The following is a 26,333-nucleotide window of genomic DNA, read 5'->3' on the forward strand; positions in this document are numbered from 1 at the left end:
AGCAGGTCGGGCCGGTGGGCGCCGCAGCGGTTGTGCGAGATGAACGGGCCCTCGAAGTGGATGCCGGCCAGGACGCCGTCCTCGACGAGTTCGGACAGGACGTGCGCCTGGCGGGCGACCTCGTCGATCTCGCCGGTGACGGTGGAGGCCACCGTGGTGGTGGTGCCGTGCTCCAGGTGGGTGCGGGCGGCCAGCAGCGCCTCCTCGGCGATGCCGGAGGCGTACGAGGCACCGCCGCCGCCGTGGACGTGCAGGTCGACGAAGCCGGGGACGACGGTGTACCCGGTCAGGTCGAGGTCGCCGGGCTCGGTGTCGCCGCCGAGGCCGGCGATGCGCTCGCCCTCGACGGCGAGGCGGTCGCCCTCGACGACGCCGCCGGGCAGGACCAGCCGGGCACCGGCCAGGGTGGTGCGGTTCATGACGGTCATGGATGGGTCCTGGATGCCGTTCGCCGGGAGGGGCGGAGTCTCGGGCGGGGGAACGCCGACCGCCCGGCCCACGGGAACCGGTCCGGTGGGCCGGGTGGCGCGGATCACGGCTGGACGGCCAGCGCGAACACGTGGATCGCCGCGGCGCGGGGCAGCGTGACGGAACGGATCGTCTTGCCGGGCGTCAGCGGGACGGTGTTGGTGAAGACGCCGTACCCGGTGCCGAAGTTGCCCGGCCCGGTGGGCGTGTTGCGGTGGTCCGTGGTGAACGCGGTCTTCGCGCCGTAGGCGTCGGTCGGGGTGCAGCACCAGTTGGGGAAGCCCAACTGGCCGCTGCTGGTGGTGCCGTCGGTGTAGGCGACGGTGACCGTGCCGGAGGCGAAGCCCGCTTCGGCGCCGAGGAAGCCCAGCGCGCTGCCCTGGCCGCTGAAGGTGATCTCCTGGCCCGCGGCCGACACGTTGTCGTTGGTGCCGGCGGCCGCGGACGGCCAGGTGAAGCTGAGGCCGTTGGCGCTGATCGTGGCGCCCGCGGTGGCGCCGGCCAGGGCCAGGGCCTGCGCCGAGTAGCTGTTCCCGGCGCCGTCGAAGTCGCCGGGAGCGGTGTCGCTCTCGGAGGTGGCGCCGACGTTGTCGAACGCCGCCTCCAGCGACGGGTAGGGCACGGTCCGCACGATCGTCTGCTCACCGCTGACGGTGTCGACCCCGGCCGGCCGGGCCCGGTAGCTCGCGGTGGCGGTGATCGCCGTGGCCGTGGTGCCGGGAGCGCCCTGGGGGCCGTGCACCGTCACCGTGGCCGACGCGGTCGTGCCCGGTGCGATGCGCGGGAGCGTGACGGTCGCCGGGGTGACGGTCCAGTCGGCGGGGGCGCTGATCCGCACGCTGGTGTCGTTCAGCGCGACGGCGCCGTTGTCGGCCAGGGTGATCCGGTACGTCCCGGGCTCCTGGGCCGTGCTGATGTCCTGCCAGGTGACGGCGGTGGCGGGGGCCAGGCCGCGGGTCGCGCCGGGGTGGACCCGGTAGAGCACCGTGGCGTGCGGCGGCACGTTCGCGGAGATCACGCCGGCCGTCCCGACGGCCTTCTTGGTCACCAGGTCGTCGAGCCGGTAGCCGTCGGCGGCGGGCAGGCCGGCCCGGGCGGCGGTCGTGGTGATGGTCTGCGCGGTGTCGGAGGAGTTGAAGAGCGCGACCGCGCGGTCCCCTCCGGCCAGCGGCCTGCTCAGCACGTCGTAGCCGGTTCCGTGCTGGACGACCCGCCCCTGGACGCCCAGCCGGTCCTGGTCGACGGCGATGACGTCGCGATTGCCGAGCAGCTCCAGCGCGGCCGGGGAGAGGCGGGTGAGGTCGGTGCTGGAGATCAGCGGCGCGGCCATCACGGCCCACAGCGAGATCTGGCTCTGCATCTCGTCCTGGCTGAGCCCGGAGTCGCCGGTGAGCAGGAAGTCGGGGTCGTTCCACCGGCCTGGGCGCTGCAGGTCGGCCAGTCCGACGTTGTAGCCGTAGTTGTACATGATCGACGCCCACTTCTCGGCGCCACTGGCCTGGCCGAGTGCGATGTCCGCGCCCTCCCGCCACAGGTTGCCGAGCGGCGCGGACCAGCGGATCACCGACTCCCAGTTCGTCGCGCCCTGGAAGTAGGCGGGCGCGGAGACCGAGAAGACCATCCTGCGGTGGGTGTCGAGCAGCGCCCGGCTCATCGCGGTGTAGGTGTCGCGGTAGCTCTGCTCCTCGGTCTCGCCGGGCTTGACCGGGACGTTGCAGCCGTCGAGCTTGACGTAGTCGACGGCCCAGGACGCGAACAGGTCCGCGTCCTGCTTCCAGTGGTCGAGGGAGCCCGGGTAGCCGCCGCAGGTGGCGGTCCCGGCGTCCTCGTAGATGCCGAACTTCAGGCCGAGGTCGTGGACTTGGCGTCCGATGTAGGCCATGCCGTGCGGGAACAGCCGCGGGTCGGCGACCAGGTTGCCCTGGGCGTCGCGCTGCTTGGACATCCAGCAGTCGTCGATGGTGACGGTGTCGTACCCCTTCTTCGCCAGCCCGGTGGAGACGAGGGCCCGGGCGTTGTCGAGGATGGTCTTCTCGTCGATCCCGCACTGGTAGTACGACCAGTCGTTCCAGCCCATGGGCGGTGTGGGGGCGTAGTTCGGGTACTCGGTGACGGTGCCGGACGGGGAGGGCTCGGCGGCGACCGCGGGCTGAGCCAGGAGCGTAGCGGTGGACACGGCGGCGAGCGCCGTACAGCAGGCGACGGTGGTACGGAGCCACCGGCGGAGGGCAGTTGACACGCTTCGACCTCACGGGATCTCGGGGTCAGGGCATGGATGGCTGCTGTTGGTCCCAGCCGGACCATTTGTACGGGGCCCTGCTCGCTCCTGACAAGATGACGGGCAGAATAAGCAATAACACGCACTCAATGGCAAAGTCCGAGCACGAGTGCACGTGGCCCCGGCCCGGCCGAGCCGCCACCGGACACAGGAGCGCGACCGGCCGACCGGTCGGGTCGGGGCCCGCCGGGTCCTGGGATACTGGATCATGTCGCGGCCGACGGCTCCCCGGTCACCGACGCGAACGCCCCGGCGCCCCGCCCGGCCCTCGGCGGTGACACCGGTACGTCCGGACCGCGGCAGGGTCGGCCTGCCGGAGGAAGCGGGAGCGGTCAGGCACCCGTTCGATCGAAAGGGCCTTCGTGGCTGATCAGAGTTTGCTCGCCCCGCAGCGCCAGGCGCTGATCCTGGAGGCCATCCGCAAGGCCGGCGCGGTGCGCGTCGCCGAGCTGGTCGAGCAGTTCGGCGTGTCGGACATGACGATCCGCCGCGACCTGGACGCACTGGTCCGTCAGGGAGACGTGCGGAAGGTCCACGGCGGGGCCATCGCGGTGGGGACCGCCAGCACGGACGAACCCGGCTTCGACGTGAAGTCCGAGCTGGAGGAGAGCACCAAGGCCGCGCTGGCCGACGCCGCCGCGCAGCGGGTGGAACCGGGCAGCGTGGTGGCGCTGTCCGCCGGCACCACCACCTACGCGGTCGCCTCCCGGCTGCTGGAGGTGCCGGGGCTGACGGTCGTCACCAACTCCCTGCGGATCGCGGACCTGCTGTGGGCGGCGGAGAGCGACGGAGCGGAGACCGTTCCGTCGCTGCTGCTGACCGGTGGGGCGCCGACACGCTCCGCGGCCCTGGTGGGGGCCCTCGCGGACCAGACGATCCGCACCCTCCACGTCGACCTGCTCATCCTCGGCGTGCACGGCGTCAGCGAGCAGGCCGGGCTCACCACCCCCAACCTCGCCGAGGCGCAGACCAACCGGGCCCTGATCGCCTCGGCCCGCCGCACCGTCGTGGTCGCCGACCACACCAAGTGGGGCGTCGTCGGCCTGAGCAGCTTCGCGGCCCTGACGGAGGTCGACTGCTTCATCACCGACGACGCCCTCCCCGCGGCGGCCCGCAACGCGCTCGCCGAGGCGGTCGGCGAACTCGTCGTGGTACCGGCCGCCGGCTGACCGGGGGCTCCTGGCACCGCCCGGTCAGGCCAGTCGACGCGCCCCCGCCGAGGGGACGGCGGTGAAGGCGACGGGTGCGGCGAAGCCCGCGGAGCCGAAGGCCGACCGCACCGCGTCCGCGACCGCTGCCACGTCCGCCGCGGCCACCAGCGCGATGACGGAGCCGCCGAAGCCGCCGCCGGTCATCCGGGCGCCCAGCGCCCCGGCGGCCACGGCGGCCTCGACCGCGAGGTCCGTCTCGGGGCAGGAGACCCGGAAGTCGTCGCGCAGCGAGGCGTGTCCGGCCGTCAGGACCGGCCCCAGCGCGGCGGTCCGCCCGCCGTCCAGGTGCTCGATCACCTCGGCCACCCGCCGGTTCTCGGTGACCACGTGCCGCACCAGCGGGGCGAGTTCCCCGGGGAGGCGCTCCAGGGCCGCGGTGAGGCCGGCGGCCGGCAGGTCGCGCAGCGCGGCCAGGCCGAGCAGGTCGGCGGCCCGCTCGCAGCCGGCCCGCAGGGCGGCGTAGGCGCCGTCGCCGAGGTCGTGCTTGACCCGGGTGTCGATCACCAGCAGCCGGAAGCCGGCCGCCTCCAGGTCGAGCGGGACGTGGCGCCGCTCCAGCGTCCGGGTGTCGAGGAGCAGCGCGGCACCGTCCGTGCAGCAGGCGGAGGCCATCTGGTCCATCACCCCGCAGGGCACGCCGACGAAGGCGTTCTCGGCCCGCTGGGCGACCAGGGCGAGGTCCGGCGCGGACAGGCCGAGCCCGTACAGGTCGTTCAGGGCGGCGGCCGTGGCGCACTCCAGGGCGGCGGAGGAGGAGAGCCCGGCACCGGCCGGCACGTCGCTGTCGACGGAGAGGTCGGCGCCGCCGATCGCGTGTCCGGCCTGGGCGAGGGCCCAGAACACGCCGGCCGGGTAGGCGGCCCAGCTGGTGACGACCCCGGGGGCCAGGCCGTCGAGCGCGAGGTCGGTGACGGTGCCGTCGCCCCGGGTGCTGTGGAGCCGCACCCGGCCGTCCGTGCGGCGGCGGGCGGTGACCCTGGTGGTGTGTGGGAGGGCGACGGGCAGGACGAAGCCGTCGTTGTAGTCGGTGTGCTCACCGATCAGGTTCACCCGGCCGGGCGCGGCCCACACGCCGCTCGGCCGGGCGCCGTGGACGGCCTCGAAGTCGGTGGCGGCCCGGTCGATCATCTGCTCGGCTCCCGTACGTCGTGCGCGTGCGTCGTGGCGGCTCCCGTCGGTGCCTCCTTCGGCGGACGGGAGCCGATTTCGACATAATCAAACATCATCGGCCGCCGCAGTCAACACCTGCGGGTTTCGCATCGCGGCGCGGACCGGAATCGGTGCCCGATGCCCTGTCGGCAGGTCTACACCTGTTGACAAGCGATCGAATATGTTTGATTCTGTTGGAGATCGGCGCAGACTGGCCGAACTCCCCCGCAGAAGGAGCACGGCGGTGCACAAGACCGCGACCAAGTTGGCCGACGGCCGCGAACTCGTCTACTACGACCAGGAGTTCGGCGTGGCCCGGAACGCCGTGGACGAACGCCCGCTGGAACCCTCCGCGAGCCTCTCCGAGACCCGGCTCGACCCGGTGCTCGGCGAGTGGGTGACCGTCGCCGCCCACCGCCAGCAGCGGACCTACCACCCCCCGGCCGGCGAGTGCCCGCTCTGCCCCTCCCGGAACGGACGGCTGAGCGAGGTCCCGGCGGCCGACTACCAGGTCGTGGTCTTCGAGAACCGCTTCCCCTCGCTCGCCCCGGACTCCGCCGCCCACGTCACCGCCCACGAGGACGACCCCCTGCGCACCCTCCGGCCGGGCACCGGCCGCTGCGAGGTGGTCTGCTTCGCCCCCGACCACGACGCCTCCTTCGCCGACCTGGACGAGGCCGGGGCCCGCCTGGTGCTGGACGCCTGGACCGACCGCACGGCCGAACTCTCCGCCCGGCCCGAGGTCCGGCAGGTGTACTGCTTCGAGAACCGCGGCGAGGAGATCGGCGTCACCCTGGCCCACCCGCACGGGCAGATCTACGCCTTCCCCTTCGTCCCCTCCCGCACCGCCCGGATGATCGGCCGCGCCGAGGCGTACCGGGCGAGCACCGGGCGGAACCTCTTCGAGGACCTCGTCGCCGCCGAACGGGCCGCCCCCGAGCGGCTGGTGCTCCGGGGCGGGCACTGGACGGCCTTCGTGCCCTTCGCCGCCCGCTGGCCGTACGAGGTCCACCTCTACCCCAACCGCCGGGTGCGCGACCTCACCGCGCTGAACGAGGCCGAGCGCGCCGAGTTCCCCGGCCTCTACCTCGACCTGCTGCGCCGCTTCGACCGGCTGTTCCCCGCTCCCGCCGGCTCCGCGCCGAACCGGACCCCGTACATCTCCGCCTGGCACCAGGCGCCGAAGGACGGCGGCGACGAACTCGCCCTGCACCTGGAGCTGTTCACCGTCCGGCGCGCTCCCGGCAGGCTCAAGTACCTGGCGGGCGTCGAATCCGGACTCGACGCCTTCGTCACCGATGTGAGTCCGGAGGCCGCCGCCGAGCGGCTGCGCGAGGCCGCGGCCGACTGACCCGGCCCACAGGAGGGCCCCGGCACGGCCGTCGATCGAGCCGTGCCGGGGTCGGGGTCAGGAGGTCGACCACCGCCGCGGCGGCGATCCGGTGTCCGGCTCCCGCGTCACCGCGGCGCCTGCGGAACGAGGGCGAGGGTCTGCTCGGCCGCCGTGCGGCCGCCGCCGACCGTGGAGCCGGTGGTGTCGCTCCAGGAGCGGGCGGGCACGGTCTCGGCGAGTCGGCCCGCGGTGCCGGACATGCCGATCACCAGGCCGCTGTAACGGTTCACCAGCTGGAACCGGCCCTTCCCGGCCTTGCTGGGGAGCACGAACCACTGCTGCCCGACGGTGGCGTTCCCGCCGACGGCGCCGGTGGCGGTCAGCGCCGCGCCCCAGGCCCGGCCCGCCGTCGAGGTGGCGTCGACGCCCAGCAGCCGACCGGTGGCGGCGTTGACGATCCGGTAGGAGCCGTCGCCCTCGGCCAGGAACCGCCAGGACTCGCGGGCGGAGCCGGCCGCCCCGGCCGTGGAGGTGACGGCGGAGCCGCCGGCGCTCTGGGCGAGGACCCGGCCGTTGCCGCTCTGGATCCGGTAGGTCCTGGCCAGGTCGACCGGCGGAGCGGCCGGGGCGGAGGAGCCGACGGTGAGCTCGACGTACTGGCCGTCCGAGCCGGCGCAGGCGAAGGAGCAGTACGACCGGAAGGTCCTGCCGACGATCGTGGTACCGGTCAGGCTGGCGCTGTCCAGGAACCAGCGGTACCAGGAGGCGGTGTGGTAACCGCCGGTGTCGCCGAGCAGCGTCCACTTCTGGGTGGCCAGGTCCTTGGTGGCGTAGATCTGCTGCGGGGCGTTGCCGCTCTGGTCGACGGCCTGCGGAGTGCCGATGTAGAGGCCCAGGTAGGCGTCGTAGGCGATGTTCATGACGAACAGCGGCGTGCTCGGGGCGAGCGTGCCGGCCGCGATCTGCTGACTCACGGTGCCGGGGTTGGCCGGGTCGTACTCCTTGGCCGGCGGGAGGTACCCGGTGGGGTTGGCGCCGTCGGCGGGCACCATGTCGCTCTCCAGGCCGCCGGCCCCGGGCTGCGACCACGCGCCGTCGTACCACTTCTGCCAGCTGCCCGGCGTCATCTTGGCGGACATCGGGGCCCGCGCGACGTGCTGCTGGAACGCGCCCCAGCTGCCGCCCTTGTCGACGATCCGGGAGCCGTAGAAGACGTAGAAGTATCCGGAGGCGGTGTCCACGAACAGTCGCTGGTCGCCGTCGCCGTAGGAGAAGGTCTGCTGCGGGAAGGCCGCGGTGTCACCTCGCGTGGTGCTGCGAGGCGAGGTGATCACGTGGTCCCTGATCGTCCAGGTCCGGCCCTGGTCGGTGGAGACGGCGTAGTCGATCGCGTCGTAGTGCAGGCCGTCACCGAAGGGCTGGGGGGTGAACTCGTTGTGCACCAGCCCGTACCAGTCCCCGCTGTCCGGGTCGACCCAGACCCCGGCCAGGTCGCAGTAGTTCCGCTGGGCGTAGTGCGAACCCTGCGGCGCGTAGCTGGACTGCCGTCCGGTGGGGCTGTTGTTGCAGCGCGCCGTGGTGTCGTCGTTGCGGTCCGACGGGTCGGCGGGGTTGACGGCGTCGCTGATCGCGGCGGACCTGGTGGCGCTGTCGAAGTCCCGGCCGGTGAAGAAGTCCCACTGCCGGGAGTCGTTCGCGCCGTACAGCGAGTGCGACTGCTGGAAGTAGAACGTGCCGTCCTTGTCGGTGTAGGGACTGGCCTGGGTGTCGTCGGGGTAGGCGTACGAGCCGGTCCTGCCGACCGAGACCGTGTACGTCGCGGGGGCCGGCCTGCCGGCGGCGGGTGAGTCGGCGGACGGCCTGTCGGCGGACGCCGGTCCGGCGGCCAGGGTGCCGGCGCCGAGCGCCGCCAGGACAGTGGCCGCGAGGGCGCGGGCCCATCGGGTGGGTAGAGGTGGCACTGGTACTCCTCTTCCGTGGCGGGGCGCACGGTTGCGCCCCTGCTGTGGGGGTGCGGAACGGGAGAGTGGTCCGGGGAGGCGGGCGGTCAGCCGTCCGCCATGCGGAAGTCGTACTGCGGGGGCACCGGTGTGCCGGGGTGGACGGCGAGCCAGAGGGTGTCCAGGGAGAGCTCGCCCTCGCGCATGGTGTCGACCTGGATGCCCTCGGCCAGCAGCCGCCGGACCCGGTCGTCGTCGCCGAGGGCGTGCGCCGCCTCCGCCTCGGCCAGCCTGATCCGCCCGTGCGCCCGGTCGGCCGGGGAGAGCGCCTCGATCAGCGCGAGCGCCTCGGCGGGGCGCTCGGCGCGCCGCAGCGACTCCAGCGTCTCGATCGTCAACTCCCGTAGTTCCGGACGGAGTCGGTGGGACGAGAGCATGAGGTCGGCGGCCTCCCACGGCTGCGGGGCGAGGAGGGCGAGCGCGCGCAGTGCCCACGGCGAGGCCTGCACGGCGACGGAGCGTTCGAACGCCTCGTGGGCGGACTCCCGTTCCCCGTCGGCCAGGCGCAGCAGCCCGAGCTGGTACAGCGCGTGCCAGTCCGTGGCGTTCGCCTCCAGCAGTCGCCGCCAGTGCGCCCCGGTGACCGGCTCGGCCGGCGGGTCGCAGACCGGGAGCGTGCCGGTCCTCAGGAGCCGCCGCCAGGGTTCCTGGGCGGCCGCCGGCTCGCCGAAGGGCAGGGCGGGCGAGGCGGGCAGGGCGCCGGCCTCGATCTCCAGCGCGGCCCAGCCGTCGCCCTCGGACAGCACCTCCTCGGGCGCGCCGAACTCCCCGGCCCGGGCGTCGGCCCGCTCCAGCTCCAGCGGCGGGAGCAACCGGTCCAGCGCCTGGCCGGCGGCCTTCCGGGCGGCGTCCCAACTCCCGTGCACCGCCGTGGGATCGGCCTGCAACAGCCCGTACGCCTCGGTCCACGACCAGGTGGCGCCGGCGGGCATCGCCAGGTGCTCCAGCTGGGTGCGGGCCAGGCCCGCCTGGATCTCCAGGTAGGCGGAGTCCGGGCCGGAGAGCCACTCCTGCCAGTGCCTGCCGCCGGTGCCGGTGCCCCAGCAGAACAGCTTGCGTCCGCGCAGCCGGGCGGTGGAGGTCTGGACGAGCCCGGCGCCGGTGCCGTCCAGCGCGGCGATCCAGGGGCGTTCGCCGCCGGGGAGGTCGAGGAAGTAGTCCGCGGCGCGCGCCGCCCGGCCGGGGTAGCTGCGGTCGGCGCCGTCGGCCTCCGGGAAGGCCACCCGGCGCAGATCGCTGACGTAGTCGCAGTGGAAGGCGTGGTCGGCCGGGCCGAGGACGCGCACGTCCCGGTCCTGGGGCACCGCGATGTTGGACCACCAGTAGACCGGCGTCTCGCTCGGTGCGGGGTTGTGCACGGCGACATGGACGTAGAGCACCGGGGAGCCGGCGGGCAGCCAGCTGTCCATCCGCAGCACCAGGCGCCGCAGCCGCTCGAAGGCGTACATCCGCAGGACCGGGGTGCCGTCGGGCGCGCGCACCCGGACGGCGTGCAGCGGCTCGCAGGTCAGCGGCCAGTGCCCGGTGGCGCCGAGGTTCCACTCCACCCCGCCGGCCAGCCAGGCGTCGCGCAGGGCGAGGTTGGCGGGCTGCAGGATCCGGTTGCGGTGCAGCAGCTCCCGTCCGGTGGGGCGGTGGACCAGGGACCACAGCCGCCCGCCGAGGGAGGGCAGGAAGGTCGCGGTGAGGGTCTCGTTCTCCAGTACCACGCACGGGAGTTCGCGCTCGGTACGGACGCGGTCGTACCCGCCCTGCCGGGTGTACGGCAGCAGCGTGCCGGGCACCCCGTAGGCCAGGTTGCGGCGCATCTCGTCGTCGACCCCGGCGCCGGCGCCGGTCTGCCGGGGCAGGCCGTGCAGGATCGGCAGGGTGCCGCCGACCGGATCGGGGGTCCCGTCGATGCGGAGCGGGTCGGTGCGCAGGGTCGAGGTCACTTGCCGATCCCAACTGTCATGCCCTGGATGATCCGCGAGCCCATCCAGGAGAAGAGCGCGATCATCGGGGCGAGGATGATGCAGACCCCGGCGAACATCGTGCCGAAGTCCAGGCCGTTGAACTGCTGTGCCGCGACGAACGAGGAGAGCGCCACCGGGAGGGTGGTCGTTCCCTGGCTGTTCGTCAGGACGAGGGCGAACAGGGTCTCGTTCCAGGCGGTGATGAACTGCAGGAGGAACGCGGTGACCAGCCCGCCCCGGGCGACCGGGAGCACCACCTGGACGAAGGTGCGCAGCGGGCCGGCGCCGTCCAGGACGGCGGCCTCCTCCAGCACGCCGGGGACGCCGCGGAAGAAGCCGGTCAGCAGGAAGACGGTGAACGGCATCGCCAGGCCGACGTAGACCAGCCCGAGGCCGAGGTCGCTGTCGGTCAGGTCCACCCGGGACAGGCCGATGAACAGCGGCACCACCAGGACCTGGCCGGGCACGCCGAGACCCATGGCGAAGCTCATCGTCAGTGCCGAGGAGGTCCGCGAGCGGCGCCGGGCGAGGGCGTAGGCGCAGGGGGCCGCGAGGGCGACGGCGACCACGGAGGAGAGGCCGGCGGTGAGCACGCTGTTGAGGGCCGCCCGCGCGAAGCCGCCCTCGTCGAGCGCGGTGGTGTAGTTGCCGGTGTCCGGGCTGGTCGGCAGGCCGAAGCCGTGCCGCAGGATGTCGGGGCCGCTGCGCAGCGAGGTCAGCAGGATCCACAGGAGCAGCAGCAGGTCGGCGGCGACGACGATCCAGACGGCGGCCGTGCCGATCCTGCTCGCGGGTCCGGTGGGTCGGTTACTGCGTCGCACGGGAGGGACCTTTCCGGTTGGGTGCGGGGGGGCCGGGACGCGACGGGTCAGTACTCGACCGGTTCGCGGCGCAGCAGGCGGCGCAGCACGACGGTGATCAGGGTGACCATGGCCAGGCTGACGATCGCGGCGGCGGTGGCCGTGCCCAGCCGGGGGACGGTGCCCTGCGGGAAGGCCTCGGCGTACACGTACACGGCGGTGTTCCAACTGCTCACCGGCGGATAGGCGTTGGTGCTGCCGCCGTAGAGCAGGATCAGCTCGAAGATCTTCACCGAGCTGACGGTCCACAGCACCGCGCAGACCGCGATGACGTCCCAGGCGCACGGCAGGGTGATGTGCCGGAAGCGCTGGAAGGGGCCGGCACCGTCGAGTTCGGCCGCCTCGTAGAGGTAGTCGGGGATCTGGTCGACCGCCGCCATGATGATGGAGGTGTAGTAGCCGGTCGCCGTCCAGACCAGGGTGCCCAGGACCATCGGGAGCAGGTTGTCCGTCGACAGCCACTTGGGCGGTGTGGTCACCCCGAAGACCTTCAGCGCCTGGTTGACCGGGCCGGTGGGCGAGAACAGGAACCCGGCGGCGATGCCGAAGACCATGCCGTTGACCAGCGAGGGGAAGAACAGCACCGACCGGGCGAAGAGCCTGGCCCGCATCTCGCGCAGCACCAGGGTCAGCGCGAAGCTGAGCACGAAGGTGATCGTGCCTCCGACGACCATCAGTTCGAGCGTGTTGAACAGCGAGGTGCGGAACCTCGGGTCCTGGAACAGCAGGAGGTAGTTCCGCGGGCCGCGCCACTCCATCTCGCCCATGCCGTCCCATGCGTACAGGCTGGTCCACAGGGCGTAGCCGACCGGGGCGACGAACAGCACCGCGTACACGATCAGCGCGGGGGCGGTGAAGGGCCAGAACACCCGGCGGCGCTGGCGCTCCAGCGGGCCGACGCCGGAGCGGACGGCGCGCTCGGACCGGCCCGGGGCGGCGTCCGTCCGGGGCGGCTCCTCGATCGTCGTCGCCACCGTCAGCCCTGGGTCTGCCAGTAGGTGACCTGGTCGGCCTTGCACTTGGCGACGAACCGGTCGGCCGTGGTCCTGCCGTGCCAGAAGTCCAGGTAGTTCTCGTTCAGGACCTTGGGCAGCCAGCTGCCGGCCATCCCGTCGAAGGCGAGGCGCACGGTCGGGGCCTCCAGGGACTTCTGGACGTCGGCCAGTTCGGCGGGGGCCGGGATGTCGCCGCGCGGGGTGAGGTTGCCCGCGGTGGTGGAGATCCCGGACAGGTGCTTCTTCTGCAGGAAGAAGGCGATGAACTTCTGCGCGGCGGCGGCGTTCCTGGCCCGCTTGGGGATCGCGAAGCCGAACAGGGCGGCGTCCGGGGTCTTCGCGCCGGGCGGCAGCATCGACGCCGTCCTCCAGCCGGCCGGGACCTGCTTGGCCACCTCGGCGGTGACGTAGTTGCCGTCCATGTAGAAGGCGGCCTTGCCGCCCGCCCAGTTGGTCTCCTGCGCGGGGTACTTGGTGGCGTCGTAGCCCTCGATCAGGTGGCCGCCCCTCACCAGCTGCTCCACCTGCCGCGCCGCGCCGAGGACCGCCGGGTCGTCCCAGGTCGCGCCGGTCCGGTCGGCGGCGAGCCGGGCGACGTTCACCCCCGCTCCGTCGAGCAGGTAGTCGAAGTACAGCGCGTTGCTCCAGGGATCCTCCCCCTCGGAGGCGATGCACGCCTTCCCGGCCGCCTTCAGCGCGTCACAGACCTTGAGCAGTCCGGCCCAGTCGGTGGGCGGACTCGGCATGGCGGTGGTGATCGCCGGGTCGGCCGCGTTGTAGAACATGGCGTTGGTGACGACCTCGTACGGGATCACGTAGTGGTTGGAGCCGGAGGGGTCCTTCGGCAGCATGTCGAAGTACTTGGCCGGGAGGACCTGGGAGACCGGGACGTCCTCCTCGGGCACCCGCAGCTGCAGCACCGGCGAGAGGTCCAGTGCCTGGCCGGCCGCGGCGGTGGTGCCGTAGACCTTGTCGTCGGACTCGTCCCACAGGTCCGGCGCCCGGTTGGCGGCGATCGCCGGGCCGATCTTCTTGGCGATGTCCCGGCCCGCCCAGGTGACGTCCACCTTGGCGCCGGTGGTGGCGGTGAAGTCGTCGATCGCGGCCTTCAGCACCTTGGCCTGCGGCTCGTCGGCGCGCCACATCGACCAGTAGGTGAAGCTGCCGGCGGCCTTCGCGCCGCCCTCCGAGCCGCTGCCGCAGGCGCTCGCTCCGAGCGCGAGGGCGACGGCGGTGGCCGCCCCGACGACGCGGGCGGCGGGAATGGTCGTTCTCCCCATGGGTGGTTCCTCTCGGAGGCGCGAGATGCCGCGCGGACGTGTCGTCAGCCGGGGCCCGAGGACGGGGAGCGGCTGGATGGCTGGGACGATACGGTCGGGTTGACCGGTAAATCAAGAGTCCTTGCAAAAACCTGCTCAGGACTACGGGACCTCGACACCGTTCACGCAAGGAACTCTCAAGTGACGAGCGAGGGCGGGGGTTTGATCAATCTTGACGCCCCCTCACCGGTGCCCTACCTTTCACCGAAGGCAAGTTGACCGGTAAAGTCAAAGGATCCAGTCATGGTGACGATGCAGGACGTGGCCGAGCGTGCCGGGGTCACGAAGCAGACCGTCTCCAACGTCATCCGGGGGCGGGGGGCCGTGAGCCCGGCGACCGCGGCCCGGGTGCGCGCCGCGATCGGGGAACTGGGGTACACCCCCAACCTGGTCGCACGCTCCCTGGCCACCGGCGCCACGAGGACGGTGGGACTGTTCGTCCCCACCGTGACGGGCTCCTTCTACCCCGACATCGTCGAGGAGGTCGAGGACGTCCTCGACGCGAACGGCTACCACCTGCTGCTCTGCACCACCCGGCTCGACGGCGAGCGCGCCAAACGGCACCTGGCGGGCCTGACCAGCCGCTCGGTGGACGCCCTGCTGATCGCCGGCGACCGGGACCTGATCGACCACCTGCCGCTGCTGGCCGAGGCCTCCTTCCCGGTCGCCCTGTGCGCCTGGGAGACCGACGCCCCCGACCGCTTCCCGGTGGTCACCATCGACTACGAGCGGGCCGGCTACCTCGCCGGGCGCCACCTGCGCGAACTCGGGCACGAACGCGTCGCGGTGCTCGCCAGCCCCGACCACGGCCCGCGGGTCGCGGGCTTCCGGCGCGCCTTCGCCGCCGACGGACTGACCGTCCCCGACGCCGCCGTCCACACGGCCTCCGAACCCACCCCCGCGGGCGGCTTCGCCGCGGCGACGGCGGCACTCACCGCCGACCCGACGATCACCGCGCTCTTCGCCACCCACGACGTCCTCGCCCTGGGGGCACTGGAGGCCGCCCGGGCCGAGGGCCGCTCCGTGCCCCGCGACCTGTCGATCGTCGGGCACGACGACAACCCGGAGGTCGGCGTGGCCCGGCCGGCGCTCACCAGCGTGGCCATCCCCAAACGGGAGATGGCCCGGGAGGCGGTCGAGCTGCTGCTGCGCGCCCTCACCCGGTCCGGCAGCCCGGCCAACTCGATCCAGCTGCTGCGGCCCGAACTCGTCGTCCGGGACAGCACCGGCCCGGCCGACGGCCGCTGAACGGACCCGGCCCGGCTCCCCGGCACCGCCCCGGCTACTGCATCGCGCCCACGCCCGACGGTGCCACGCGGTTCCGCGCAGTTCCACGCAAAGATCGTCCCTCGCGCGCGCGGCACTAGACTTCCGCCATGCTCAAAGCCGACCGCACCTCCCGGATCCTCACGCACCTCACCGAGACGGGCAGCGCCGATGTGCACGAGCTGGCCGGGCTCCTGCGGGTGTCGGCGGCCACCGTCCGACGGGACCTCCAGGAACTCCACGACCAGGGCCTGCTGCACCGCACCCGCGGCGGGGCGGTCACCGGCGCCGTCAACCTCGAACTGCCGCTGCGCCACAAGCACGGCACCCGGCAGGCGGAGAAGCGCCGCATCGCCCTGGCGGCCGAGCAGCTGGTGCCCGACGGCGCGGTGGTCGGCCTGACCGGCGGCACGACGACCAGCGAGCTGGCCCGCGTCCTGGCCGAACGCGGCGGGATCACCATCGTGACCAATGCCGTCAACATCGCGGCCGACCTGATCGTCCGGCCGGACATCCGCCTGGTGGTGGTCGGCGGCATCGCCCGGACCACCAGCTACGAACTGGTGGGGCCGGCCGCCGACCGGATGCTCGCGCAGTACCACCTCGACATCGCGTTCATCGGCGTGGACGGCCTGACCCCCCAGGAGGGCTGCACCACGCACGACGAGATGGAGGCCCAGACCGACCGGGCGTTCCTGCGCAGCAGCGCGCGGTCGGTCGTCCTGGCCGACAGCAGCAAGATCGGCCGGGTCACCTTCGCCCGGATCTGCCCGCTCTCCGACGTCCACGACCTGGTCACCGACGGCGAGGTCACGGCGGCGCAGGAGGAGGCGATCGCCGCCGACGGCGTACGGATCCTGCGCGCCTGACGCCGAGGCGCCGTCCTCACGGGCCCGGATCCCGAAGACCCGGCTCCCACCCCCACGCTGACGCCCGGCCGGTCCCACCGGCCGGGCGTTTCTGTCACCGCAACGGTTGACATGAACTCACTAAACCAGGAAGCTCTTTCGCATCTGCGCGGAATCAACTCCAATCAAGCATTTCCAATCAGTCGATCAAGCGCATACGAAGGCGGCAACCGCGGTGAACGACCGTGTGCCGGCGCTCGCCGCGGTGTGCGCCGTCGGCGCCTCCCCGCTCGCCCGGGCGAGTCCGGCACGCCCGGACCACCCACCCCTCGAACGCCGAACGGAGACACCACCGTGCGTCCACTCCGGCCCCACCTCCGCAGGGCCGCCCTCCTGGCGGCCCTGGCCGTCCTCCCCGCCCTGGCCGGGCCCGCCCTCCCCGCCCGCGCCGCGGCCCCCGCCTCCGCCGTCCTCGACCAGGGCCACCAGAGCGTCACCTGGCAGAGCCCGCAGTACGCCAAGGGCACCCTCGGCAACCCCGCCAGCTGCCCTCCGGCCACGCAGGACCCGGGCGGCACGGTCTGCGACCACTTCGACCTGACCGTGAACGTGCCGGCCGGGTACTGGGACGACAACCCGGAGGGCGGCGTCCCGGTGTCCGTCCGCTGGCAGAACCCCACCGACGACTTCGACCTCTACGTCTACGACGCCGGCGGCAAGCAGGTGGCCACCAGCGCCGGCACCGCCGACCCGGAGGCCACGGTGATCCCCAAGGCCTCGGGCACCTACCACGTCCTGGTGGTCCCCTACGACGTCCACGGCGGCTCCTACACCGGTACGGCCTACCTGCCACAGACCGCCGACGCCGGCGACCTGACCGGCTTCGGCGGCTCCCAGGGCAGCTACGACATCTCCGCGGGCACCCTGAAGGCCCGGGTCGACTTCCTCGCCGACGACCAGCTGCGCCTGCGCGCCGCCCCGGACGGCGTCCTCACCGATCCGGCGGGCAGCACGATCGTCCGCAAGCAGCCCGAGCCGCAGCGCGACACCAGCACCTTCGACGCCGGCGCGTACTACGGCATCCGCTCCAAGGGCCTGGTCCTGCGGGTCTACAAGCACCCGCTGCGGTTCGGCCTGTACAAGGCCGACGACCGCACCGCCCTCTGGCAGGAAAGCGCCCCGCTGCGCTGGAGCACCGGCGGACTGCGGCAGAGCCTGGAGCGCGGCGCGGACGAGCAGTTCTTCGGCGGCGGTGAGCAGAACGGCTCCTTCTCCCACCGCGACCGGACCGTCCACGTCGCCAACGGCACCGACTGGAACGAGGGCGGCTGGAACAACTCCCAGCCGTTCTACGTCTCCACCGCCGGCTACGGCGTCTTCCGCAACACCTTCACGCCCGGGATCTACGACTTCGGCTCGCCCGTCCGCACCGGGCAGCAGGAACGCCGCCTGGACGCCTACTACTTCACCGGTGACGTCAAGGCGGTGATCGGCCGGTACACCGACCTGGTCGGCAAGCCCTTCATGCCGCCGGTCTACGGGCTGGAGCCCGGCGACGCCGACTGCTACCTCCACAACGCCAACCGCGGCGAGCGCCACACCCCGGACGCGCTGAAGGTCGCCGACGGCTACGTGGACCACCAGATGCCGCTGGGCTGGATGCTGGTCAACGACGGCTACGGCTGCGGCTACGAGAACCTCGCGCAGACCGGCACGGGCCTGCGCAGGGACCACGCCCAGCTCGGCCTGTGGACCCAGAATGGCCTGCCCGACCAGGCCGAGGAGGTCAAGGCCGGCGTACGGGTGCGCAAGCTCGACGTGGCCTGGGTCGGCAACGGCTACGACTTCGCGCTGAACGCCTGCGACCAGGCCAAGGCAGGCATCGAGGACGGCAGCGACGCCCGCGGCTTCGTCTGGCTGCCGGTCTCCTGGGCCGGCGCGCAGCGCTGCGGCGTGCTGTGGAGCGGTGACCAGAGCCTGTCCTGGGACTACATCCGCTGGCAGATCCCGACCTACGCCGGCGCCACCATGTCCGGCATCGCCTACAACACCGGCGACGTCGGCTCGATCTACCGCCGGGACCCCGCGATGTACACCCGCGACCTGCAGTGGAAGGCCTTCCTCCCGGCGATCATGACCATGGACGGCTGGGCCCGGGACATGACGGGCACGCAGCAGCGGGACCAGCAGCCCTGGCTGGACGGCGAGCCGTACACCTCGATCAACCGCAAGTACCTGCAACTCAAGGAACGGCTGCTGCCGTACATGTACACCCTCTCCGCGGAGGCCGCCCGCACCGGCGTCGGCGCGGTCCGCCCGCTCGCCCTGGAGTACCCGCACGACCCGAACGCCCTCGGCCCGAACGCGACGTACGAGTTCCTGGCCGGGCCCGACTTCCTGGTCGCGCCGGTCTACTCGGACACCGCCGTGCGCGACGGCATCTACCTGCCCGAGGGCACCTGGACCGACTACTGGACCGGCCGCACCTACCAGGGCCCGACCACGGTCAACGGCTACTCCGCCCCGCTCGACACCCTGCCGCTGTTCGTCCGCGGCGGCGCGATCGTCCCGATGTGGCCCAAGGGCACGCTGTCCTGGGAGAACCGCGACCGCTCCGAACTCGACTACGACCTCTACCCGAAGGCCGCGGGCGACTCCTCCTACACCCTGTACGAGGACGACGGCGTCACCCGGCAGTACACCGCCGGCTCCTCGGCCACCCAGCAGGTCGACGTGCACACCGGTCGCGCCGTCACCAACATCCGCATCGGCGCCAGTGACGGCGACTACGCCGGCAAGCCGGCCGAGCGCTCGTACCGCCTCACCGTGCACGGCCGCCCCGCGCCGCGCCTGGTCGCCACCGACGCGGGCCCGCTGCCCCGGCGGGACTCGGCGGCCGCGCTCGACGCGGCCGGCTCGGGCTGGTACCACGACGCCGCCACCGGGGTGACGACGGTCCGGACGCCGTCCGTCCCCACCGGCGACGGCTTCTCCCTCAACCTGGTCCACGGCGGCAACTGACCGCACCACCGCGAGGGGCTTCCGCCCCGGTACGGCGAGGGCCCCGCCTGCTCGGCGGGGCCCTCGCCGGGTTCCCCCACCTCCGCGGGGCCGAGGGGCAGGGGGCTCCGGGCCGGCCTCCGCGCACACCGGGCCCGCAAGGGGGCAGCAGCCCGTACGGTCCCAAGATCCGCTCCTTGATGGAAACTTGACGAACCGCAGCCCTTCCCGGGTCTTCTCAGTCTCCGCGAAATCCGTCTAACTGTTAGCACCCGGCGGGGCAGGGCCAGCAGCACGCGGCCGAAGCCCACGGACGCCGGTGCCTTCCCGGCGTCGGGAAAGCCGCTCACGCTTGCCCGGTCCCGGCACCGCCATGCCCGCGTCGGCGAACCGTCGGATCGCGCAAGGAAAGCACTCGCTGGTGTTCACGTGGGGTGAGAGGGGCATGCCCAGGATGACGAAGTCCACAGGAGCGCGCAGACTCGCACAAGTGGTGGCGCTGGTCACGGTCGTGGCGACCGCCGCGGCCTGCACCAGCGGCAGCGGCGGCGGGGGCGGCAGCGGCAGCAGCCCGGGGCCGGTCGGGGCCCCGGTCCAGGGCGGCGTGGTGCGGGTCGCCGAGGCGCCCTCCACCTTCCCGGACGCCATCTGGCCGTTCGACTCCGCGGCCCAGGTCAGCACGGTGAACACCAGCCAGTTCCAGGAGCTGTTCTACCGCCCCCTGTACTACTGGGGGCTGAACGACAAGGTCGCCCTGGACCCGGAGGTGTCCCTCGGCGAGGCGCCCGCCTGGAGCCCGGACGGGAAGACCGTCACCATCCAGGTCAAACCGTGGAAGTGGTCGAACGGCGAGGACGTCACCGCCCAGGACGTGCTGTTCTGGATCAACATGGCCAAGGCCGAGACGTCCAACAGCGGCTACTACACCCCGCCGAACCCGGCGATCGGCGCCAAGTACTTCCCGGACAACGTGGCCTCGGCGACCGCCTCCGGCCAGACGCTGACGCTGACCCTCGACACCCCGGTCAGCCAGACCTGGTTCACCGACGACGAGCTCAGCCAGATCACCCCGATGCCGCTCGCCTGGGACCTCACCGGCCCAGGCCAGAAGGGCGGTTGCGCGGGCGACGCGTTCGGCTCGGACGCCGCCATGACCGACTGCGCCGCCGACTACGCCTACCTCAGCGCGCAGTCGACCAAGGGCGGCGACTTCGCGGGCAGCCCGCTGTGGTCGGTGGTCGACGGCCCGTGGAAGCTCAAGACCTACAACGGCACCTCCGGCGCGTACGCGATCGTGCCGAACACCGCCTACTCGGGACCGCAGAAGCCCTACCTCGACGAGGTGGACTTCGTCCCCTACACCTCGGACACCACCGAGTACGCGGACCTGAAGGCCGGCAGCGGCGGCGCCAACGCCATCGACGTCGGCTACCTGCCGGCCGAGGACTCCCCGACCTTCAACGCCAAGAACCCGGACGCCGGCAACCCGCTGAGCGGCGCGGGCTACTACATCCCGGCCCCGACCTACCTGGACGAGATCTCGTACTACCAGATCAACTTCGCCAACCCGGACGTGGGGCCGCTGTTCAAGCAGCCCTACTTCACCAAGGCGGTCCAGGACACCGTGGACCAGCAGGGCATCATCAACGGCATCTGGAAGGGCTGGGGCTACCCGAGCACCGGCGCCGTGCCCAGCCTCCCGGCCGGCAACCCGCTCTCCCCCAAGAGCCAGTCCGAGAAGGCCACCTACGACCCGGCGGCCGCCAAGCAGCTGCTGCGCGGCCACGGCTGGAACACCGACAGCACCCCGGCCACCTGCACGAACCCGGGCACCGGCCCCGACCAGTGCGGGGCCGGCATCGCGGCGGGCGCCAAGGCCGCGTTCACCATGAACTACCCCTCCGGCCAGGCCGCCCTGGACACCATGGCGGCGGACATGCGCTCGGACGCGGCCAAGGCGGGCATCGGCATCACCGTCGTCAGCCAGACCCAGAACACCATCGGCAACGAGGGCGTGGCCTGCACCGCCGCCCAGCCGGCCGGATGCCAGTGGCAGGCCCTGCTCTACGGCGGCTGGGTCTTCGACCCCGACTACTACCCGACCGGCGACGCGCTGTTCGCCACCGGGGCCGGGCCGAACGTCTGGAGCTTCTCCGACCCGAAGCTGGACCAGCTGATCGTCAAGACCACCACCGGCAGCGACGTCAACGACCTGTACGCCTACGAGGACTACATCGCGGGCGACCAGCCGGTGATCTACACCCCCAACACGCTCACGGTCAGCGAGGTCACCAGGAAGCTGCACGTCGACGCCGGCGACCCCTTCCAGGGCTACGAGCCGGAGTACTGGTACCACACGAAATGACGGCCACCCGTGAGCGCGCCGCGGCCCCCCTCGGGGGGCGGCGGTGACGGCCTACCTGATCCGTCGGCTGTTCCAGGCCCTCGTGACGGTGCTGATGGTCACGGTCATCTCCTTCGGCCTGATGCAGCTCATGCCGGGCGGCCCGGTCCGGGCGATCCTCGGCTCCCACGCCACCCCGGCCACCATCGCCCACCTGACCCACCAGATGGGCCTGGACCGCCCCGTCTACGTGCAGTACTGGACCTGGCTGGACGGCCTGCTCCACGGCGACCTCGGCTTCGACTACATCCAGCAGCGCCCCATCTCCGACCTGCTGTTCAACGCCCTCGGCGCCTCCGCCTACATCGTCGGCGCCTCGCTGCTGATCGCGCTGCTGATCGCGGTACCGGCGGGCCTGCTCCAGGCCACCCGCCGCAACAGCGCGCTGGACCACGCCTTCACGGTGTTCTCCTTCATCGCCTACGGGGTGCCGACCTTCTTCATCGGCTTCCTGATCCAGCAGTGGTTCGAGGACGACCTGAAGTGGGTCTCGGTGCACGACCAGGTGGCCACCTTCGGCGAGGCGCTGACCCACCCCGGGGCCGTCTGCCTGCCCGTCCTGACCCTGACCCTCACCACCGTGGCCGGCTACAGCCGCTACATGCGCTCCGGGGTGCTGGACCAGATCACCCAGGACTACGTCCGGTCCGCCCAGGCCAAGGGCGCCTCCCGGCGCCGCACCCTGTACGGCCACGTCCTGCGCAACGCCCTGATCCCGATGGTCACCCTGGTCGGCCTCTCGATGCCCGCGCTGGTCGGCGGCGCGCTGATCGTCGAGTACGTCTTCAACATCCAGGGCATCGGCCTGCTGACCACCCGCGCCGCGCTGCAGAGCGACTACGGCATCACCCTGGCCGCCACCCTGCTCACCGCGGTGGCCACCGTGGTCGGTTCGCTGCTGGCCGACCTCGGCTACGCCGTGCTGGACCCCCGAGTGAGGCTCACCTGATGGCCCCGACACCCGGCACTCCGTCTCGTCCCCCGACTGGCACGACACCCGCCGCGGCGCCCGGTACGACGCCCGGGCCCCTGCCCGGCACGACGCCCGGCCGGCTCGACGCCCCCGGCGGGGAGCCCGCCGGGCGGCCCCGCTCGATGCTCCGACGCGGCGCGGAGGTCTTCGCCGAGAACCGGCTCGCCCTGGTCGCCGTCGCCGTCCTGGTCGCGATCACCGCGTTCTGCTTCCTCGGCCCGCTGTTCTACCGCGCCGACACCTCGGTGGTGAACCTCTCCGCCGTCACCCTGCCGCCGGGCGCCGGGCACCCGCTCGGCACCGACAACGACGGCATCGACGAGCTCGGCAAGGTGATGGCCGGCGGGCAGACCAGCCTGGAGATCGGCCTCGCCGCCGGCCTGATCGCCGCCGTCATCGGCGCGCTGTACGGCGCCGTCGCGGGCTACCTGGGCGGCTGGGTCGACGCGCTGATGATGCGGGTGATCGACTCCTTCATGTCCTTCCCGCTGATCTTCCTGCTGATCTACCTCAGCAGCGTCTACGGGAAGAGCAAGACCATGCTGATCCTGGAGGTCGGCCTGACCTCCTGGTTCGGCATCACCCGCCTGGTCCGCGGCGAGGCCCTGGCGATCAAGGTCCGGGACTACGTCTCCGCGTCCCGGATGATGGGCGCGGGCGGCGGGCGGATCGTGCTGAAGCACATCCTGCCCAACACCATCGGGACCACGATCGTCAACACCACGTTCTCGATCGCCGACGCGGTCTTCGCCCTCTCCACCCTCAGCTACATCGGCCTGGGCCTCCAGGCCCCCGACAACGACCTGGGCGGCATGCTCGACGTCGGCACCAACTACGCCGGCCAGGGCTACTGGTGGATGATCTACCCGCCCGCCGCCGTGATCATCCTGCTCATCCTCTGCTTCAACGTGATCGGCGACGCCCTGCGCGACGCCTTCGAAACCCGCCTGCGGAAACGGTGAACCGACGGAGGTTCCGGCAGTGGCGCTCCTCGAAGTGACCGGCCTGCGCACCGAGATCCGGCTGAAGCACTCGGTGGTGCGGGCCCTGGACGGCGTCGACCTCGCGGTGGACGCGGGCGAGACCCTCGGCATCGTCGGCGAGTCGGGCTGCGGCAAGACCATGACCGCCATGTCGATCATGCAGCTGCTGCCGAACGGCGGCAGCGTCGTCGGCGGCAGCGTCCTGCTCGACGGCCGCGACCTGCTCGCGCTCGGCCCCACGACGATGGACCGGGTGCGCGGCAACGACATCGGGATGATCTTCCAGGACCCGACCACCTCGCTCAACCCCACCATGACCATCGGCCGGCAGATCTCCGAGTCCGTCCGCATCCACCGCCGGGCCTCCCGCAGGGAGGCGCACGAACGCGCCGTCGAGATGCTGAACCTGGTCGGCATGCCCAGCCCGGCCCGGCGGGCCCTGGTCTACCCGCACGAACTGTCCGGCGGCATGCGCCAACGGGCCATGATCGCCATGGCCCTGGCCAACGAACCCAAACTGCTCATCGCCGACGAGCCGACCACCGCCCTCGACGTCACCGTCCAGAAGCAGATCCTCGAACTCATCGACCACCTCAAGCAGCAGCTCGGCATGGCCGTCATCCTGGTCACCCACGACCTCGGCGTCATCGCCGGACGGGCCGACCGGATCGCCGTCATGTACGCCGGGAAGGTCGTCGAGACCACCGGCACCGAGGCGCTCTACGGCAACCCCCGCCACCCGTACACCGAGGCGCTGTTCGCCTCGCTGCCGGAACGCTCCGCCCGCTCCGGCGGCCGGCTCTACTCGATCCCCGGCCTGCCACCGGACCTGACCACTCCCCCGCCCGGCTGCCGCTTCGCCGCGCGCTGCCGCTACGCCACCGAGCAGTGCCACGCGCAGGATCCGCCGCTGTCCGGGGAGGTCCCGGACCACCGCTACGCGTGCTACTTCCCGGTCGGCGAGGCCGGATCGGGCGTCCGGTCCACAGCACGGACGACGGCTGTACAGGCTCCGGCGGTGACCGACGAGGTGACGGCGGCGGCCGACGGCCCGGCGGCCGAACCGCTGCTGCGCGTCGAGCACCTGGTCAAGCAGTACCCGGTCACCAACGGCCTCGTCCTGCGCCGGACCGTCGGCGCCGTCAGCGCCGTCGCCGACCTCTCCCTGACCGTCCGCCGGGGAGAGACGCTCGGCCTGGTCGGCGAGTCCGGCTGCGGCAAGACCACCGTCGGCAAACTCATCGTCGGCCTGGAGAGGCCCACCAGCGGCAGCCTGGTGTTCCAGGGCCGCGACCTCGCCCTGGTGCCACGGGCCGAGCGGCGCCGGCTGCGGCGCGACGTCCAACTGATGTTCCAGGACTCCTACGCGGCCATGAACCCGCGGATGCCGGTCCACTCGATCATGCGCGAACCGCTCGACATCCACCGGGTCGACGGCCCGGCCGAGCGCGACCGGCGGATCCGGCAGATCTTCGACCTGGTCGGCCTGCCGCTCACCGCCCTCGAACGCTACCCGCACGAGTTCTCCGGCGGCCAGCGCCAACGCATCGGACTGGCCCGCGCCTTGGCCCTCAGCCCCCGGCTCATCGTCGCCGACGAGCCCGTCTCGGCCCTCGACGTGTCGATCCAGTCCCAGGTGCTCAACCTGATGCGCGACCTCCAGGGCGAACTCGGCCTGTCGTACCTGTTCATCTCGCACGACCTGTCCGTGGTCCGCTACCTGTCCGACCGGATCGGCGTGATGTACCTCGGCAAGCTGGTGGAGATCGGCCCCGCGCCGTCGGTGTACGCCAGCCCGGTGCACCACTACACCCGCGGCCTGCTCGACACCGTCCCCGTCGCCGACCCGGCGGTGGAACGGGCCAGGAGCAACCGGGGCGTCGCCGGGGAACTCCCCTCCGCGATCGACCCGCCGTCCGGCTGCCGCTTCCGCACCCGCTGCGCGGCGGCGCAGCAGCTCTGCGCCGAGGTCGAGCCACCGCTGACCGCCTACGGCCCCGACGACCACCTGGCCGCCTGCCACTTCCCCCTGCGGCCGTCACCTCCCGGGTGAAGCCGCACCCCGGACCGGCTTCGTCCCGTAGCGTTTTCCTTCCACCGCGGGGACCCGCGGTGTACGAAGGGGAGGGTTACCCATGAACTCGCTTGTCTCGACGGCCCGCTGGTTAGGCTCCCTGGCGGTGGCGGGAGCGCTGCTGCTCACCGGGTCCGGCTCCGCCGGCGCCGCCACCCACACCTCCGGCGGCCCGGTCCCGGGCGTCCCGCAGACCGTCGAACTGGACTCGTCCCCCGCCTCGGTGGCCGTCAGCCCGGACGGGCACAAGGCCTATGTCGCGGTGAAGGACACCACCAAGGGCGCCAAGGTGAAGGTGGTCGACACCCAGAGCGGCGCGATCACCGCGGTGGTGACACTGTCCACCGGTCTCGGCGCCGGCCCGGGACCGCTGGCCGTCAGCCCCGACGGCTCGCGCGTCTACGTGCTCTTCTCCACCGCCCGCAAGGCACCACTGTCCAGCCTGGGCGCCATCGACACGGCCACCGACACCGTCGTCTCCAGCACCGAGGCACCCGACCAGCCGCGACCCGACGGCACCTTCCCCGGCGCCCTCACCTCCCTGGCCGTCAGCCCCGACGGCGCCACCGTCTACGTCGGCCAGGACGGACCGGCCCGCTACCACCGCCCGGCCGAGCCGGGCGCCCGGGTCCTGTCCTTCTCCCCGCAGCAGCAGGCCTACACCACCGCCGTCCCGGTCCCCGGCCACTACCTCGGCTCGATCGTCACGTCCCCGGACGGCGACACCGCGTACACCGCCACCGACGAGAACCTGGTCCGCCTGGACACCAGCACCACGACCCCGACCATCACCGGAACCACCCCCGCCACCATCGGCTCCCGCCCGATCCTGGCCCTCTCCCCGGACGCCACCCGCCTCTACGGCGTGGGCAACAACGGCACCGGCTACGCCGTAGACCTCGCCACCGACACCCTAACCACCCTCGACCTCGCCCCGGGCCAGTGGCTGCAGAACCCCTCGGTGTCCGCCGACGGCACCCGGCTCTACCTGGTCCTGCAGGACCTCACCAGCGGCGACAGCAAGGCCTCGGTCCTCGCCCTGGACACCGCGACCAACACCCTCGTCCCCGCCGAGGAGATCACCGGCCTCAACTGGGTCACCGCCCTGGCCCTCGGCCCCGACGCCCACACCTTCTACCTCACCGTCAACTCCACCCTGCGCATCCTCGCCCACTGACCGCACCCACCCCGCACCCCGCCCCACCCTCGGGGCGGGG

General features: G+C 72.4%; 18 protein-coding genes. 10 read left to right on the plus strand and 8 right to left on the minus strand.

Annotated features, from left to right (window positions below; all coding sequences use genetic code 11):
* A partial coding sequence (locus ACFY4B_RS29750) for an amidohydrolase family protein (protein ID WP_387973075.1) occupies positions 1-428 on the minus strand: 428 nt, incomplete at its 3' end.
* A gap of 104 nt (positions 429-532) precedes the next feature.
* A complete protein-coding gene (locus ACFY4B_RS29755; protein WP_387973078.1) occupies positions 533-2,707 on the minus strand; it encodes an NEW3 domain-containing protein in 2,175 nt (724 codons plus the stop codon).
* Positions 2,708-3,108: 401 nt separating this feature from the next.
* On the opposite strand from ACFY4B_RS29755, the gene ACFY4B_RS29760 reads away from it, so the two are divergent.
* Positions 3,109-3,915 carry a DeoR/GlpR family DNA-binding transcription regulator gene (locus tag ACFY4B_RS29760; RefSeq protein ID WP_387973081.1) on the plus strand — a complete coding sequence of 269 codons (807 nt, stop codon included), beginning with the start codon at positions 3,109-3,111 and terminating at the stop codon, positions 3,913-3,915.
* 24 nt (positions 3,916-3,939) lie between these two features.
* On the opposite strand, the gene galK is transcribed toward ACFY4B_RS29760, so the two are convergent.
* Positions 3,940-5,085 carry a galactokinase gene (gene galK, locus ACFY4B_RS29765; protein WP_387973084.1) on the minus strand — a complete coding sequence of 382 codons (1,146 nt, stop codon included), beginning with the start codon at positions 5,083-5,085 and terminating at the stop codon, positions 3,940-3,942.
* Positions 5,086-5,350: 265 nt separating this feature from the next.
* On the opposite strand from galK, the gene galT reads away from it, so the two are divergent.
* Positions 5,351-6,457 (plus strand): galactose-1-phosphate uridylyltransferase, encoded by a 1,107-nt coding sequence (gene galT, locus ACFY4B_RS29770; RefSeq protein ID WP_387973087.1) that lies wholly within the window; start codon positions 5,351-5,353, stop codon positions 6,455-6,457.
* Positions 6,458-6,564: 107 nt separating this feature from the next.
* Here the strand turns inward: galT and ACFY4B_RS29775 are convergent, their stop codons facing one another.
* The 5 genes from ACFY4B_RS29775 to ACFY4B_RS29795 form a co-directional block, all read right to left on the minus strand.
* Entirely contained in the window at positions 6,565-8,400 is a 1,836-nt protein-coding gene (locus ACFY4B_RS29775; RefSeq protein ID WP_387973090.1) for an RICIN domain-containing protein, read from the minus strand.
* Between the two features lie 86 nt (positions 8,401-8,486).
* Positions 8,487-10,373 (minus strand): DUF5107 domain-containing protein, encoded by a 1,887-nt coding sequence (locus tag ACFY4B_RS29780; protein ID WP_387973092.1) that lies wholly within the window; start codon positions 10,371-10,373, stop codon positions 8,487-8,489.
* Positions 10,370-11,215 (minus strand): carbohydrate ABC transporter permease, encoded by an 846-nt coding sequence (locus tag ACFY4B_RS29785; RefSeq protein WP_117486249.1) that lies wholly within the window; start codon positions 11,213-11,215, stop codon positions 10,370-10,372. Before ACFY4B_RS29785 ends, ACFY4B_RS29780 begins: the two co-directional genes overlap by 4 nt.
* A 47-nt stretch (positions 11,216-11,262) precedes the next feature.
* Positions 11,263-12,228 (minus strand): carbohydrate ABC transporter permease, encoded by a 966-nt coding sequence (locus ACFY4B_RS29790; protein WP_387973095.1) that lies wholly within the window; start codon positions 12,226-12,228, stop codon positions 11,263-11,265.
* Between the two features lie 2 nt (positions 12,229-12,230).
* Positions 12,231-13,529, minus strand: coding sequence for an ABC transporter substrate-binding protein (locus tag ACFY4B_RS29795; RefSeq protein WP_387973098.1), 1,299 nt, complete (start codon positions 13,527-13,529; stop codon positions 12,231-12,233).
* A gap of 282 nt (positions 13,530-13,811) precedes the next feature.
* Here ACFY4B_RS29795 and ACFY4B_RS29800 point away from each other — a divergent pair, with 282 nt between their 5' ends.
* The 8 genes from ACFY4B_RS29800 to ACFY4B_RS29835 all read left to right on the plus strand — a co-directional run bounded on the left by ACFY4B_RS29800 (position 13,812) and on the right by ACFY4B_RS29835 (position 26,293).
* Positions 13,812-14,816 carry a LacI family DNA-binding transcriptional regulator gene (locus ACFY4B_RS29800; protein WP_117486251.1) on the plus strand — a complete coding sequence of 335 codons (1,005 nt, stop codon included), beginning with the start codon at positions 13,812-13,814 and terminating at the stop codon, positions 14,814-14,816.
* A 128-nt stretch (positions 14,817-14,944) separates the two neighbouring features.
* Complete coding sequence (locus ACFY4B_RS29805) at positions 14,945-15,703, plus strand: DeoR/GlpR family DNA-binding transcription regulator (RefSeq protein WP_049649312.1); 759 nt, start codon at positions 14,945-14,947, stop codon at positions 15,701-15,703.
* A 333-nt stretch (positions 15,704-16,036) separates the two neighbouring features.
* Positions 16,037-18,703, plus strand: coding sequence for a TIM-barrel domain-containing protein (locus ACFY4B_RS29810; protein ID WP_387973100.1), 2,667 nt, complete (start codon positions 16,037-16,039; stop codon positions 18,701-18,703).
* 424 nt (positions 18,704-19,127) lie between these two features.
* Positions 19,128-21,047: an ABC transporter substrate-binding protein gene (locus ACFY4B_RS29815; RefSeq protein ID WP_387973103.1), complete on the plus strand. Its 1,920-nt coding sequence runs from the start codon at positions 19,128-19,130 to the stop codon at positions 21,045-21,047.
* Positions 21,048-21,090: 43 nt separating this feature from the next.
* Positions 21,091-22,035: an ABC transporter permease gene (locus tag ACFY4B_RS29820; RefSeq protein ID WP_387973106.1), complete on the plus strand. Its 945-nt coding sequence runs from the start codon at positions 21,091-21,093 to the stop codon at positions 22,033-22,035.
* 146 nt (positions 22,036-22,181) lie between these two features.
* Positions 22,182-23,021, plus strand: a complete 840-nt coding sequence (locus ACFY4B_RS29825) for an ABC transporter permease (RefSeq protein ID WP_074006483.1) — start codon at positions 22,182-22,184, stop codon at positions 23,019-23,021.
* Between the two features lie 19 nt (positions 23,022-23,040).
* On the plus strand, positions 23,041-25,095 hold the full coding sequence (locus tag ACFY4B_RS29830) for a dipeptide ABC transporter ATP-binding protein (protein ID WP_387973109.1): 2,055 nt from the start codon (positions 23,041-23,043) through the stop codon (positions 25,093-25,095).
* 82 nt (positions 25,096-25,177) lie between these two features.
* Positions 25,178-26,293, plus strand: a complete 1,116-nt coding sequence (locus ACFY4B_RS29835; protein WP_387973111.1) for a hypothetical protein — start codon at positions 25,178-25,180, stop codon at positions 26,291-26,293.
* The last annotated feature ends 40 nt before the right edge of the window (positions 26,294-26,333 follow it).

Origin of the sequence: Kitasatospora sp. NPDC001261, from assembly GCF_042896795.1 — a bacterium.
Classification (GTDB): domain Bacteria; phylum Actinomycetota; class Actinomycetes; order Streptomycetales; family Streptomycetaceae; genus Kitasatospora.